This is a genomic window from Marivita hallyeonensis, from assembly GCF_900129875.1.
Taxonomy (GTDB): domain Bacteria; phylum Pseudomonadota; class Alphaproteobacteria; order Rhodobacterales; family Rhodobacteraceae; genus Marivita; species Marivita hallyeonensis.
Window position 1 is genome coordinate 413491 of the sequence record NZ_FQXC01000001.1, and the last position, 13488, is coordinate 426978.

At 59.2% G+C, this 13488-nt stretch carries 11 protein-coding genes and 1 tRNA gene; 9 read left to right on the plus strand and 3 right to left on the minus strand.

Going from position 1 to position 13488, the window contains the following annotated elements; all coding sequences use genetic code 11:
• Positions 1–5: 5 nt before the first annotated feature.
• The 5 genes from BUA42_RS02045 (at position 6) to BUA42_RS02065 (ending at position 4325) form a co-directional block, all read left to right on the plus strand.
• Positions 6–587, plus strand: a complete 582-nt coding sequence (locus BUA42_RS02045; RefSeq protein ID WP_072776028.1) for a TadE/TadG family type IV pilus assembly protein — start codon at positions 6–8, stop codon at positions 585–587.
• 169 nt (positions 588–756) lie between these two features.
• Positions 757–830 (plus strand) — tRNA-Gly (locus BUA42_RS02050).
• Between the two features lie 120 nt (positions 831–950).
• Positions 951–2750 carry an ABC transporter transmembrane domain-containing protein gene (locus BUA42_RS02055; RefSeq protein ID WP_072776029.1) on the plus strand — a complete coding sequence of 600 codons (1800 nt, stop codon included), beginning with the start codon at positions 951–953 and terminating at the stop codon, positions 2748–2750.
• Between the two features lie 102 nt (positions 2751–2852).
• A complete protein-coding gene (locus tag BUA42_RS02060) occupies positions 2853–3803 on the plus strand; it encodes an NAD(P)-dependent oxidoreductase (protein ID WP_072776693.1) in 951 nt (316 codons plus the stop codon).
• A gap of 45 nt (positions 3804–3848) precedes the next feature.
• The gene (locus BUA42_RS02065) at positions 3849–4325 is read left to right on the plus strand and encodes a hypothetical protein (RefSeq protein ID WP_084066076.1); all 477 of its coding nucleotides are present in this window, start codon (positions 3849–3851) and stop codon (positions 4323–4325) included.
• A gap of 3 nt (positions 4326–4328) precedes the next feature.
• On the opposite strand, the gene BUA42_RS02070 is transcribed toward BUA42_RS02065, so the two are convergent.
• The 3 genes from BUA42_RS02070 to BUA42_RS02080 are packed head-to-tail and all read right to left on the minus strand — an operon-like array spanning position 4329 to position 7269.
• Positions 4329–5087, minus strand: a complete 759-nt coding sequence (locus BUA42_RS02070) for a TadE/TadG family type IV pilus assembly protein (RefSeq protein ID WP_072776031.1) — start codon at positions 5085–5087, stop codon at positions 4329–4331.
• The gene (locus BUA42_RS02075; RefSeq protein ID WP_072776032.1) at positions 5087–5626 is read right to left on the minus strand and encodes a TadE/TadG family type IV pilus assembly protein; all 540 of its coding nucleotides are present in this window, start codon (positions 5624–5626) and stop codon (positions 5087–5089) included. The genes BUA42_RS02070 and BUA42_RS02075 overlap by 1 nt, the downstream gene beginning before the upstream one ends.
• On the minus strand, positions 5623–7269 hold the full coding sequence (locus BUA42_RS02080; protein WP_072776033.1) for a Tad domain-containing protein: 1647 nt from the start codon (positions 7267–7269) through the stop codon (positions 5623–5625). The genes BUA42_RS02075 and BUA42_RS02080 overlap by 4 nt, the downstream gene beginning before the upstream one ends.
• Positions 7270–7563: 294 nt before the next feature.
• Between BUA42_RS02080 and BUA42_RS02090 the strand changes: the two genes are divergently transcribed.
• The 4 genes from BUA42_RS02090 to rpoD all read left to right on the plus strand — a co-directional run bounded on the left by BUA42_RS02090 (position 7564) and on the right by rpoD (position 13485).
• Entirely contained in the window at positions 7564–9000 is a 1437-nt protein-coding gene (locus BUA42_RS02090; RefSeq protein ID WP_425435013.1) for a Glu/Leu/Phe/Val family dehydrogenase, read from the plus strand.
• Positions 9001–9071: 71 nt separating this feature from the next.
• Positions 9072–9380 carry a hypothetical protein gene (locus tag BUA42_RS02095; protein ID WP_072776036.1) on the plus strand — a complete coding sequence of 103 codons (309 nt, stop codon included), beginning with the start codon at positions 9072–9074 and terminating at the stop codon, positions 9378–9380.
• 60 nt (positions 9381–9440) lie between these two features.
• Positions 9441–11390 carry a DNA primase gene (gene dnaG / locus BUA42_RS02100; RefSeq protein WP_072776037.1) on the plus strand — a complete coding sequence of 650 codons (1950 nt, stop codon included), beginning with the start codon at positions 9441–9443 and terminating at the stop codon, positions 11388–11390.
• A gap of 112 nt (positions 11391–11502) precedes the next feature.
• Positions 11503–13485 carry an RNA polymerase sigma factor RpoD gene (gene rpoD / locus BUA42_RS02105; RefSeq protein ID WP_072776038.1) on the plus strand — a complete coding sequence of 661 codons (1983 nt, stop codon included), beginning with the start codon at positions 11503–11505 and terminating at the stop codon, positions 13483–13485.
• Positions 13486–13488: the final 3 nt, after the last annotated feature.

Genomic DNA, 13488 nt, shown 5'->3' on the forward strand with positions numbered 1-13488 from the left:
CCCCAATGCTGAAACTTCTCAAAACACGCCTGACGTCGTTCGCTCGTGACACAAAGGGCAACATGTCCATCGAAGCCCTGATCTTCGTGCCATTCATGCTCACGGTCTTGGCGGCCACGTTCTCGCTCTACGATGCGTTTCGGTTCAAGTCCCTTAACACGAAAGCGGCGTACACGATCTCGGATGCGCTCTCTCGACAGACCGATGCGGTCACCCCGGCCTATCTTGACGGAATGGTGTCCACACTGAATTTCCTCACTCGATCAGAAGACGTCTATTCCCTTCGTGTGACCACGGTTCAGTACGATGCCGATGATGACGCCTATGACATCAAGTGGTCCCAGGCCCGTGGAAAGTTTGCGTCAATGGATGCGAACGAACTCGCGTCCAAGATTGAACAGTTGCCGACGATGCTGGACAACGAAACCATCATCTTGGTCGAGACGCACTCAACCTATGAGACGCCGTTTGCGATCGACGAAATCCTCACCGATGAACTGTTTTACAACTTCACGTTCACACGTCCCCGCTTCGCGCCGCAGTTGATCTGGCACGAAGACCTGGACTTCGGTCCGGAAACGTCCTGACGGTATATCGAGGCAGGCAAAGAGCAGCCTTCCAGGAAAGTCCAAGCCAGCGAATGACGCAATTCGTTGCGCTTGGACTCTTCGAGTTTTCGCCTTCCGGTTTCGCGCAGGCGAGCTTCGGGAGGCGCTTGACCTCTTAGTTCCCATCGCATACGTCAGGTCTAACTGAGCGGGCGTTGTGTAGTGGTAAGACCTTAGCCTTCCAAGCTAATGACGCGGGTTCGATTCCCGCCGCCCGCTCCAGGAAAACCATCCAGCATCGCTGACCTGAGACGCGGCAAAACGGCCATTTGCCGCGCTGTGCCTTGACCCTCGGGGTCTGCCCACGGTTTAACACGTGCCAGTTCTATCGACAGGTTCCAGATGCCGGACACCAACAGCATACCCGTGAAAAACGAAGAACGGGCGAAATCCAAGAAGCTGGGCTCATTGTCGGCGCTGTGGCCGTTTCTTGCGCCCTACCGGCTTTTGATGTTCGCAGCGCTCTTTGCGTTGACAGCGACGGCGTGCGTTTCCCTGGTTCTGCCCATGGCGGTGCGGCGCGTCGTTGACAACTTCAACACAGAAGACGGAGCCCTTCTGGACCTGTACTTCTCAGCCGCTCTGGGCATCGCCGCGCTTCTCGCCATCGGGACGGCCTTGCGCTATGCGCTGGTCACGCGTTTGGGCGAACGGGTTGTCGCGGATATCCGAAAGGCGGTGTTCGCTCGTGTCATCGGTTTGAGCCCGACTTTTTTCGAACGTGTCATGACCGGCGAGGTTCTGAGCCGGATCACAACCGACACCACGCTCATCCTAAGCGTGATCGGGTCGTCGATCTCCATCGCATTGCGCAACGTGCTGATCTTCTTCGGCGGCATCGTCTTGATGCTGTTCACCTCGGCCAAGCTCACCGGAATGGTCTTGCTGATCGTGCCGGCGGTTGTGGTGCCCATCCTCGTTCTCGGCCGCAAGATGCGCAAGCTCAGCCGCGAAAACCAGGACTGGATCGCGGCGTCTTCGGGCAACGCGTCAGAGGCACTGTTGTCGGTCCAGACAGTGCAGGCCTTCACGCACGAGGATATCTCGCGCGGGGCCTTCGATGAGGTGACCGAGAAAAGCTTTGACGCAGCACGTCGTCGGATCTGGACCCGCGCTCAGATGACCGCGATTGTTATCTTTCTCGTGTTCACTGGCATTGTTGGTGTGCTCTGGATCGGGGCGACAGACGTGCGCAACGGCACGATGTCCGTGGGCTCACTGGTGCAGTTCGTGATCTACGCGGTGATGGTCGCCGGATCGGTGGCAGCCTTGTCCGAGATATTCGGCGAATTGCAGCGCGCGGCGGGGGCGACTGAACGCTTGGTCGAGTTACTTCATGCCGAAGACACGGTCACCGACCCCGCACATCCGGCGCGATTGCCGGAACCGGTCAAGGGCGAGATCGTGTTCGACGACGTGCATTTCGCGTATCCCAGCCGCCCGGGCGTTGCCGCGCTTGATGGCGTCAATCTCACGATCCAGCCCGGTGAAACCGTCGCCGTGGTCGGCCCGAGTGGCGCGGGGAAGACCACGATCATCCAGCTGATCCAGCGCTTCTACGATCCGGATCGCGGCGAAGTCCGGCTGGATGGCGTTTCCATCGACGGGCTGAATCGCGATGACTTCCGCAAACACATCGCGCTTGTGCCGCAAGATCCTGTGATCTTTGCAGATTCCGCACGCGAGAACATCCGGTTCGGTCGTCCTGATGCAACCGATGCCGAGATCGAAGCGGCCGCGAAGGCAGCGGCGGCGCATGAGTTTATCGCGGCGTTGCCGGATGGATATGACAGCTGGCTCGGCGAGCGTGGAGTGATGCTGTCCGGTGGCCAGAAACAACGCATTGCAATTGCGCGCGCGATCCTGCGTGACGCACCCGTGCTGTTGCTGGATGAGGCGACCAGTGCGCTGGACGCGGAAAGCGAACGCGCGGTGCAACGCGCCGTCGATGAACTGTCCGAGGGACGGACGACCATCATCGTCGCGCACCGTCTCGCAACGGTGAAAAAGGCAGATCGCATCATCGTCATGCAGGACGGTCAGGTGGTGGCGACCGGGGCGCACGACGCGCTTGTGTCCGAGGACGGCCTCTACGCGCGGCTGGCCCGGTTGCAGTTCACCGACGGGATCGCAGCCGAATAGGCGCGAAAGCCATCAAGTCACTCATCGAAATGTCGGTTTTGGCTCTGACAGACCTGCATGGTCTGCGCGACCTTTGCTGAAAGTGTTTTGCAGGAGGCTGAGATGCGGGTTGGATTTATCGGTCTGGGGGCCGTTGGGGCGAAACTTGCCGGCACATTGGCGCGCAATGGTGTTGATCTGACGGTCTTCGACCTCGACCCAGCACGCGTCGCGCTTTTGACCGGGCAGGGTGCCAAGGCAGGCGAGGGGCCTGGCCAGATCATGCGCGCCTGTGACGTCGTCGTCACGAGCTTGCCCAGCCCGGCGGCGTCTCAGGCGGTGCTTGAGCAGCTTTTGCCGGAAGTCGCGCATGGTAAGACGTGGATCGAAATGTCCACGACAGATCCCGAGGCGATCAAGCAGCAGGCGCAATCCGTCATAGCGCGCGGCGGACAGGCGGCGGATTGCCCGGTGTCGGGAGGGTGCCATCGCGCCGCAACCGGCAACATCTCGATCTTCGCAGGGTGCGATCGCGCGACGTTTGAAACCGTTCTCCCCATCCTCACCATTATGGGCCGGCGCGTCCTGCACACCGGTGATGTGGGATCGGCCAGCGTCTTGAAGGTGATGACCAATTACCTGGCGACCGCGCATCTTGCGACGCTTTGCGAAGCGATGACGACGATGGCGGCGCATGGGATCGACCTTGGGACCACATTCGAGGCGATCAAAGCCTCATCAGGCAATTCCTTCGTGCATGAAACCGAAAGCCAGCTGATCCTCTCGGGGTCGCGCGATGTGGATTTCACGCTGGATCTGGTGCTCAAGGACATTGGTCTGTTTCAAAAACTGGCGGATGATAAGGGCATTCCGCTCGAAATGTCGCCGAAGCTGATCGAGATCGTGAAAGACGGTCAGGCCCGCTACGGGGATCGGGCACAGTCGGATCGGCTCATCGAGCGACTGGAAGAGGCCACGGGCCTTTCAATCCGTGCGCCGGGGTTTCCGCTGGAACTGGTGGACGACGAACCCGAGGAGCGCGGGCACGAGATTGCGCGCGGGCTCTCGCAATAGATTTGCGATTGGGGTATCGGCACCTCGTCAGGGAAAGGGTGCCGGATGAACGAAGACATTATTGCAGAGGTCGACCCGTCAGGACCGCGCCGGTGGATCGGTATCGGGATGATGCTGAGCCTTGGCGGGCTTTTGCTGTACATCGCTTTCGCGCAACCCCCCGCAGCTATCGGATGGCAGCTGTTTCTGATCGCACTGGGTCTCTTTGCCCTTTGGTTTGCGCACCGGTTGCAAGAGGCCACAACGCGCAAGCTCTACCTGACTGAGACAGTGCTCAAGGACAGCGACGGGCGGGTTCTCGTACAGGTAGATGAGATCGAGAAGGTGGATCGCGGCATGCTGGCTGTGAAGCCATCCAAAGGGTTCATGCTGAAATTGAAAAACCCGGCGCCACGGGCGTGGCAGCCGGGTTTGTGGTGGCGTCTTGGGCGCCGGGTGGCGGTCGGCGGGGTGACGCCAGGAGGTCAGACCCGCCCTATGGCCGACATCATCGCAGTGATGATATCCAAGCGAGAGGGATAGGCGTTACGTGCTGCCGTTTGTCCCGCTATTCTTTTTGCCCTTGCCGTTGCCACCTTTGGCGTCACCGGTGCAGGACGGATCGGTCGAGCCTTCGTCGGCGTTCTCCGCGTTGTTGTTGCAGAGCGAGCCTCCAGGCGCATCCTGATCACCATTGCCCCAGCCGTTGTTCTGCCAGCGCTTGTCCGAACCATCGTTGATGCCTTCGAAGATCAACTGCGGCGCAAAGCGCGGACGGGTGAACGAGTAGGTCGCGATGTCGAAGGTTTCGAGTCCCACCGGCGAAAAGGTCGGCACGTAAAGGTCACGGGTTTCGACAAGGATGGTTTGGTCACCCGGCGCCAAAATCGGCAGGCGCGGGATGTATGTCGCCATGTCACCGTCGACCAGTGCAGACCAGTCACCGCGGGCCTTCGACCAGACCAGTTCGTACTGGCCGTTGTTGCCGCCGTTGTTTTCGGTGTACTGCACAACCGAGATACGAAGATCCACATCGTCGCCGCTGGCCTTGGTCAGGTGGAAGAGCAGGTTCCGGGCGTTGTCGATATAGGCTTCGTTCAACATATCCGTCTCACGAGACAGGATGTCGCCGATGGTGTAGTTGGCCTTCTGGTTCACGCTTTGCTGACGCATCACGTCGAAGAATACCCAGGACACGGCAAACAGGACCAGCAGGGTTGGGAAGACAATCATCGCTTCAACGCTGATGTTGCCCCGTTCGTCACGCCCAAAGCGAGTGGTGGCGTTTTTGATTGTTCTAGACATTAGAACGGCTCCTGTACAAAGGCCGCGAAGGACACGAGGGCGGTATACCCGGCATTATCCTTGGGCAGAGCGCTTGCCAGGGCGCCGGTCGGAACGATCGGCTTGTACTTGTAGCAAGCGCGGAGGAACATCAGTTCGTTGGGGGTACCCGGCGCGAACTGACGCAGGGGGCGCACGGGCTGCGATACGTCTTCACAGTCCGCGATCTGTTCCGGTGTGCTCCAGTCACGCAGGCTCATCGGGATCATCTCGAGGCGCAGCATCGAGTCGCAATCCAAAAGAACCGGCGCACTGTCGCAAATCATCACCTTGAGGTCATCGTGGCTCAGGTTCTCACCTGTACCAAGGCGCACCTCGCGGACGGCTGCATCCAGACCACGCTCAAGTTGCGTGTGGCGGATGGACAAGGCCCCCATCTCAAGTCCGGCGACGATGATCCCGATGAACATCGGAGTCCAAAGTGCGAACGGGACCAGTTGTATGGCACCGCTTTCCTCGCGCAGAAAACGGCCCAGGCGGGTAGAAAAACGGCGGATCATTGTGTCAACCTCAGCTGGTCGATGGTCCGGGCAATCGCCTGGAACGCATCGGAGATTTCAAGGCCTTCCACGGGGAAGTAGTGAGCCGGCGAGGAGGCACAGTCGCGCATTGCGGCCTGACCTTCGTCGGGAGCTTCGAAGCCAATGGCGAAGACAGTGATGTCCGCTTCACGTGCCCGGGCACAGATCGTGGACAGACGTGCGTCCGCCTCGCTGCCTGTGACAATCGGGTCGTAGGCGTAGTACGCGTCATAGTATTCCTGGTAGGATACCATTCCATCATAGTACGGCGTGCGGAAGAACTTATTGCCAAAGGCGCGGGTGCCCCAGCGTGCAAAGACTTCTGCGTTGGACATGCGACGGGCGTTTACGCCACCATCCGGCTGTTCCTGATACCGCTGGTTCCACGAGTTGTTCCGCTCGTGATCCCAGTAGTATGTATCGTAATCGATCTTGTGCGAGAAGCGATCGTTCGTCGGATCGGTGTCACCCAGATCGTTGATGTAGATGTTCGACATGCCCGACGCGTATTCCGGTGCAAGGTCGTACTGGGTGGTGTTCATCCCGTCCGTCATGACAACGGCGATCTTCAGAGCGCTTGGCTCATCATAGGCGAACGGACGTCCGCTTGCTTCGGGCACGACATCGCCACTTCCGATCAGCGCATTGACCACCGGGCGCGATGCCGGATCAAGAAGGGCCACGCCCCACTTCATCCCAAGATCGATCGCGGTGTTGCCGCCTGCACCAAGCGTGTCGATGAAGTCTTTCAGACCCAACTTGTCGTTGCTGTGCGCAACGATGTTGCCGTAGTCATCCATCGGGCACCACGATGCCGGAGTAACGGTCGTGTACTTGTTGGTTGTGTACGGATCGAAGTGCGAAAGACGCTGCAGTTCAGCCGTGGGCGAAATGCTGCGCGAGGTAAAAGCCTCGTCCGGGAAAATCGCACAATTCGACATGTCGTGCTCTTCTGTCAAATTGTAGAGCGGTGCCAGCGTCGACCCGAGGTTCACGGTCGCGTTGTAGGGCACGATGCTGATCGTCGTCAGACCCGGGTCATCATTGTTGATGACCGTATCGACAAATTCCTTTGCCGCAGTCCGCAGATTTTCGATCTTCATGTCCCGGCCCATCGACCCGGAAATGTCGAGCACCAGCGAAATCTCGATTTCAGAGATGCGTTCTTCCGCTTGCGATATGCCAACGGCCTGCATTTCCTGAACATCCAGCAACTTGAGGAAGTTGGTCGGGAATACCTCTCGGGCTTCCGCGGTCACGCTCCGGTAGTTCAGACCCTCGGTGATGGTCACGCTGGTCAGGGCGTCTGGCATCAGCATCTTGTCGAAGTAGTCCTCGACGACGAGGGCCGGATCGACACGCTGCTCAAGGTCAGCCGCGGCAAGTACCGCGCGGTCAAGTGTGTTCTGGAGGCGGGTACGTTCCACTTCCGACTGAATCATGTCGATCCCAACGCCACCGAACACCATCATCATCATGGCGCCGCTGATTGCGAACAGGGACATGTTGCCATCAGTTTCCCGGCTGAAGCGGTTGAGCTGCGATGCCACGGAGGACCGCAGCATCGCCTTTTTCCGTTTCACGACCGGCAGCCCTGGCAGAAGGTTGCTTAGTCCGATCATTCGTTACCTCTTTCCCGCCATCTGGACGGTCTGACACCCCACTTAGATTTTGGAAGAAATGAAGGCAGAAGGCGGCAACATTGAGGCGCGAATTGTGGAAAATTTGAGGAGTATATTGAAATTAAGGGATAATTCCGTGGGCGACCGCCATACTGATGCCCAAGACGAAACAGTCGCCGCGAATTTGGCCAAAAGGCTCCGAAAGTTTTCGAAGAGAAGACCGTGCCAAGTTAACGAACCTGTCATAGAGTCGCTCTTAACAACGGGGAAACACCCGCATCTTGGGAGGGACATATGAGTATGACGCCGGCAAATGAGCCGACATTCCGTGAATCGGTCGATTTGATGTTCAACCGCGCCGTGGCGCTGATGGACTTGCCGCCGGGTCTCGAAGAGAAGATCCGCGTCTGCAACTCGACCTATACGGTGCGCTTTGGCGTGCGGCTGCGGGGACAGATCAGAACCTTCACGGGTTACCGTTCCGTCCACTCCGAACACATGGAGCCTGTGAAAGGCGGTATCCGTTTCGCCACATCGGTGAACCAGGATGAGGTCGAAGCGCTTGCCGCTTTGATGACATACAAATGCGCGCTGGTCGAAGCGCCGTTCGGCGGATCGAAAGGGGGCCTGTGCATCGATCCCCGCGAATACGACGAGCACGAGATGGAACAGATCACTCGTCGCTTTGCCTACGAACTGGCAAAACGCGATATGATCCATCCCGCTCAAAACGTCCCGGCTCCGGATATGGGCACGGGTGAACGGGAAATGGCATGGATCGCGGATCAGTACGCGCGCATGAACACCACCGATATCAACGCGCGGGCCTGTGTGACCGGTAAACCGCTCAACGCGGGCGGTATCTCGGGCCGGGTCGAGGCCACCGGCCGCGGGGTGCAATATGCCCTGCGTGAGTTCTTCCGAAGTCCAGACGACAAAAAGGCGGCGAATTTGGCCGGTTCACTCGACGGTAAGCGGGTGGTGGTTCAGGGCCTTGGCAACGTGGGTTACCACGCCGCCAAGTTTCTGCAGTCCGAAGACGGCTGCAAGATCATCGGGATCATCGAACACGACGGCGCACTCTTTAATGAGGTTGGTCTCGATGTGGACGCGGTGCGCGATTGGATCGTGAAGCACGGTGGGGTCACCGGGTTTCCTGACGCTGCGCATACGGCAGAAGGCGCATCGGTGCTTGAATCCGATTGCGACATTCTGATCCCCGCAGCCTTGGAAGGTGTCATCAACCTGACAAATGCCAAGAACATCCAGGCTCCGCTGATCATCGAGGCGGCCAATGGACCGATAACTGCCGGCGCTGACGACATCCTGCGGGGCAAGGGCACCGTTATCATTCCCGACATGTATGCAAACGCGGGCGGCGTGACAGTTTCCTACTTCGAGTGGGTCAAGAACCTGAGCCATATTCGGTTCGGCCGAATGCAGCGCCGACAAGAAGAGGCGCGTCACCAGTTGGTCATCGACGAATTGCAGCGGCTTGACGACATGCTCGGTGACGCGTGGTCGATGACGCCGGACTTCAAGGAGAAGTACCTGCGCGGCGCGGATGAACTGGAACTCGTAAGGTCCGGCCTCGATGACACGATGCGCATCGCGTACCAATCCATGCGAGAGATGTGGCACAGCCGGGAAGATGTACAGGATTTGCGTACCGCCGCCTACATCGTCTCGATCAGCAAGGTCGCGGCAAGCTATCGCGCCAAGGGCCTCTGACGGATGACAAGCCCGGTGGGCTGCGCTACGTGTCGATCCAACACTGACGCTGCCCATCGAACGAGGACACCATGATCCGTACTGCCTTTGCCACCTGCGCTCTTGTGCTGAGCCTGGCTTCGCCGACTGTTGCGCAGAACGCCGCGAAAGAGGCCGAGTGCCGTAAGCAGGGGCAAATCGCGACCAACATCATGTCGGAACGCAAGTCGGGCTCAAACGCGCGCCGGGCAGAGCGTCGGGTGATCCGCTCGCTGCCGGATGATGCCAATAATTACGAGGTCGCCATTCCAGCGCTGGTTGCATGGATCTACTCGCTGCCCGAAGACCAGATGACCCCGGAGGTCAGCAACGCGCTCTATCAAGCTTGCCTCGCGCAATAAGCTGGCCTGACGGGTTTGCTGCCACTGGACTCTCGGTGGCGCAGTACCGATATTCTTGCAATGAGCCTGCCACCCGGATTTCTTGATGAATTGCGGTCGCGCACCAGCCTGACACAGGTGGTCGGGCGAAAGGTCTTGTGGGATACGCGCAAGTCCAATCAGGCCAAGGGCGATATGTGGGCTCCGTGCCCGTTCCATCAGGAAAAGACGGCAAGCTTTCACGTCGATGACCGTAAAGGTTACTATTACTGCTTTGGGTGCCACGCCAAAGGGGACTCGATATCGTTTGTGCGTGAAACCGAAAACGTTGGGTTCATGGAAGCGGTCGAGATTTTGGCGGGCGAGGCAGGTATGCAGATGCCCGCGCGCGATCCGCAGGCGCAGGAACGGGCGGACAAACGTACTGAGTTGATCGAGGTGATGGAAAAGGCAGTGCGCTTTTTCCGTTTGCAGCTACGCAGCGCCGCGGGGGCGGAGGCACGCGATTACCTTGCTCGGCGTGGTCTGAACGAGGAAACGCAGGACCGCTTCGGCATCGGTTTTGCGCCCGCGGGCTGGCAGGTTCTGTGGGACAACCTCACCGGCCAAGGCATTGCCGAAGACAAGATCCTCGAAGCGGGTCTTGCCAAGCCGTCGCAAAAAGGCGGCAAGCCCTACGACACGTTCCGCAACCGGATCATGTTTCCCATCCATGATGCGCGCGGACGCCCGATCGCGTTTGGTGGGCGTGCGATGGACCCGGCGGACAACGCCAAATACCTGAACAGCCCGGAAACCCCGCTCTTCGACAAAAGCCGCACGCTTTATAATCTCGCTCCGGCCCGCGAGGCGGCTGGAAAGGGCCAGCCTTTGATTGTCGCGGAAGGGTACATGGATGTCATCGCCCTCGCGACTGGCGGGTTCGATGCCGCCGTCGCGCCACTGGGAACGGCTGTCACCGACACGCAATTGCAGATGCTGTGGCGCATTACCGATGAACCGATCATGGCTCTGGATGGGGACAAGGCCGGTCTGAACGCCGCCTATCGCGTGATCGATACCGCCCTGCCGTTATTGGAGGCCGGAAAATCGCTGCGCTTCGTTCTCTTGCCTGAGGGGCTGGATCCCGATGACCTTATCCGGTCCAAGGGAAGCGAGGCGATGCGTAAACTTGTCGACGGCGCTCAGCCCATGGTGCAGCTGCTGTGGCGGCGTGAAACCGAGGGGCGGGTGTTCGACAGCCCAGAGCGCAAAGCGGCCTTGGATAAGACACTCCGGGATCGCATGCGTCTGATCCAGGACCCGTCTCTGCGAAGTCATTACGGCGAAGAAATCAAACGTCTCCGATGGGAGCTGTTCCGCGGTCCCGCCAAGCAGTCCGCGGGCGGGTATAGAAAGGCCAACAGCGCCGGACAACATGGGAAGCCGTCCGAAGGCGCGCGCACTTCGGCGCTGGCTGCCGGTGGGGCGGACATCGAAACTCAGCTTCGAGAAGCAGTGATCCTTGCGGCGCTGCTGTCTACACCGGAGCTGATTGCCGAATTCGAAGGACAGCTGGAAGGCATGCGCTGCGACAATCCAGATCATGCCGCAGTCAGATCGTGTCTTTTACGGCACGCCGCAGACGGTGTAGATGTCCTGCATACAGCGGCGAATGAAGCAGTCGGCAGTGATGCCCTTGAAAAACTGTGCCGGTCACGCCATGTGGCCATCACACCGTGCCTGCGAAACCCTGGCGACACTGATCTTGCGCGCATGACCATCGCCGAGGAGCTTGCCAAGCTGGAAGCGCATTCGGGGTTGGACGCGGAAATCGCGGAAGCCGTTGAGGATTTGTTCGGCCCGGCGGATGAACGCGTGACATGGCGGCTTAGCCAAGCGGCCAAAGCCCGGCAGACGGCCCAACGGGCGCAAGCCGAAGACAAAACGGAATATGATCTGGGCCCGAACGGGGCCGCAATCAGCAAAGAGGAACGCAGCGCCTTCGCTGCTTTGATGGAAACTATACGCTTTGACAAACCGCGGAATTGACCAACGTTTGCTAAGGAAGGCGTAAACGAAAAAAGGTAAACGGGTGTGCGAATCACCAATTCGCGCTAATGATTCGGGTTAACCGAATCGCCCCGCCTCGACAGGAGCATCTATGGCCGCCAAGGATAACGACGACGCCAAGACAGAAGACCGCGAGGAAGACGTCAGTCTTGATATGAGCCAAGCTGCGGTCAAGAAGATGATCGCCGAGGCGCGTGAACGCGGATATATCACCTACGATCAGCTCAACGAAGTGCTGCCGCCCGATCAGGTCAGTTCCGACCAGATCGAGGATGTGATGTCGATGCTGTCCGAGATGGGCATCCAAGTCACCGAAGATGACGAGGAAGCCGACGACGACGACAAGGGCGCGACCGATCTCGTTCAGACCCAGAAACCGGGCGAGGTGACGCTGGCGTCCGGTACGACGGAAAAGCTGGACCGTACGGATGACCCGGTGCGCATGTATTTGCGCGAAATGGGCAGCGTGGAATTGCTGTCGCGCGAAGGCGAGATTGCGATCGCCAAGCGCATTGAGGCCGGCCGCAACACGATGATCGCGGGCCTCTGCGAAAGCCCGCTGACCTTTCAGGCGATCACCATCTGGCGCGAGGAACTTCTGAGCGAAGATATTCTGCTGCGCGATGTGATCGATCTTGAGACCACCTTCGGCAACCAGATGGGCGAAGAGGGCGAGACAGAGGCGCCCGTGGTTGCGGGCACCGACACCGCGCCTGAGAAAACATCGGAAGACACACAGGAACTCGACGCCGATGGCAATCCGATTGCCACCGACGACGATGACGACGATGACGACCAGGCCAACATGTCGCTGGCCGCGATGGAAACGGCGCTCAAGCCGCGCGTGCTGGAAACGTTGGACCGCATCGCACAGGACTACGAAGAACTGTCGGCGATGCAGGACGAGCGGATCTCGGCGACCCTGAACGAAGACGGCTCTTTCAGCGCAATCGACGAAGAGCGCTATCAGAAGCTGCGGTCCGAGATCGTCGAACTGGTCAACGAACTGCACCTGCATAACAACCGCATCGAAGCGTTGATCGACCAGCTTTATGGGATCAACAAGCGCATCATGTCGATCGACAGCGCGATGGTAAAACTCGCCGATCAGGCACGCATCAACCGGCGCGAGTTTATCGACGCCTATCGCGGGCGCGAGCTTGATCCGAACTGGTTGGACGAAATGTCCGAAAAATCCGGTCGGGGCTGGCAGATGTTCATCGAGCGGTCGCTGCCGAAGGCGGAAGAACTCCGCGCCGACATGGCGCAGGTGGGTCAGTACGTGGGCCTCGACATTTCTGAATTCCGCCGCATCGTGGCGCAGGTTCAGAAGGGCGAGAAAGAGGCGCGCCAAGCCAAGAAGGAAATGGTCGAGGCGAACCTGCGCCTCGTGATTTCCATCGCCAAGAAATACACCAACCGGGGCCTGCAATTCCTCGACCTCATTCAGGAAGGCAACATCGGCCTGATGAAAGCGGTCGATAAGTTCGAATATCGCCGCGGCTACAAGTTTTCGACTTACGCAACATGGTGGATCCGTCAGGCGATCACGCGCTCCATCGCCGATCAGGCCCGCACGATCCGCATCCCGGTCCACATGATCGAAACGATCAACAAGCTGGTCCGCACCGGTCGCCAGATGCTACACGAGATTGGCCGCGAGCCGACGCCTGAAGAACTGGCCGAAAAGTTGCAGATGCCGCTCGAGAAAGTCCGCAAGGTGATGAAGATCGCCAAGGAGCCGATCTCTCTCGAGACGCCCATCGGCGACGAGGAAGACAGCCAGCTTGGCGATTTCATTGAGGACAAGAACGCGATCTTGCCACTGGACTCCGCGATTCAAGAGAACCTCAAAGAGACCACAACGCGTGTCCTGTCCTCCCTCACACCGCGCGAGGAACGGGTCCTGCGCATGCGCTTCGGCATCGGCATGAACACCGACCACACGCTCGAAGAGGTCGGCCAACAGTTCAGCGTGACGCGCGAACGTATTCGTCAGATCGAGGCGAAGGCGTTGCGCAAGCTAAAGCACCCGTCGCGCAGCAGGAAACTGCGCAGTTTCCTGGATCAGTAAGGC

What these genes read in the sequence shown, in the direction of transcription:
- BUA42_RS02045 (WP_072776028.1), top strand. Translation starts at nt 6, where the DNA reads ATGCTGAAACTTCTCAAAACACGCCTGACGTCGTTCGCTCGTGACACA.
- BUA42_RS02055 (WP_072776029.1), top strand. Translation starts at nt 951, where the DNA reads ATGCCGGACACCAACAGCATACCCGTGAAAAACGAAGAACGGGCGAAA.
- BUA42_RS02060 (WP_072776693.1), top strand. Translation starts at nt 2,853, where the DNA reads ATGCGGGTTGGATTTATCGGTCTGGGGGCCGTTGGGGCGAAACTTGCC.
- BUA42_RS02065 (WP_084066076.1), top strand. Translation starts at nt 3,849, where the DNA reads ATGAACGAAGACATTATTGCAGAGGTCGACCCGTCAGGACCGCGCCGG.
- BUA42_RS02070 (WP_072776031.1), bottom strand. Translation starts at nt 5,087, where the DNA reads ATGTCTAGAACAATCAAAAACGCCACCACTCGCTTTGGGCGTGACGAA.
- BUA42_RS02075 (WP_072776032.1), bottom strand. Translation starts at nt 5,626, where the DNA reads ATGATCCGCCGTTTTTCTACCCGCCTGGGCCGTTTTCTGCGCGAGGAA.
- BUA42_RS02080 (WP_072776033.1), bottom strand. Translation starts at nt 7,269, where the DNA reads ATGATCGGACTAAGCAACCTTCTGCCAGGGCTGCCGGTCGTGAAACGG.
- BUA42_RS02090 (WP_425435013.1), top strand. Translation starts at nt 7,564, where the DNA reads ATGAGTATGACGCCGGCAAATGAGCCGACATTCCGTGAATCGGTCGAT.
- BUA42_RS02095 (WP_072776036.1), top strand. Translation starts at nt 9,072, where the DNA reads ATGATCCGTACTGCCTTTGCCACCTGCGCTCTTGTGCTGAGCCTGGCT.
- dnaG (WP_072776037.1), top strand. Translation starts at nt 9,441, where the DNA reads ATGAGCCTGCCACCCGGATTTCTTGATGAATTGCGGTCGCGCACCAGC.
- rpoD (WP_072776038.1), top strand. Translation starts at nt 11,503, where the DNA reads ATGGCCGCCAAGGATAACGACGACGCCAAGACAGAAGACCGCGAGGAA.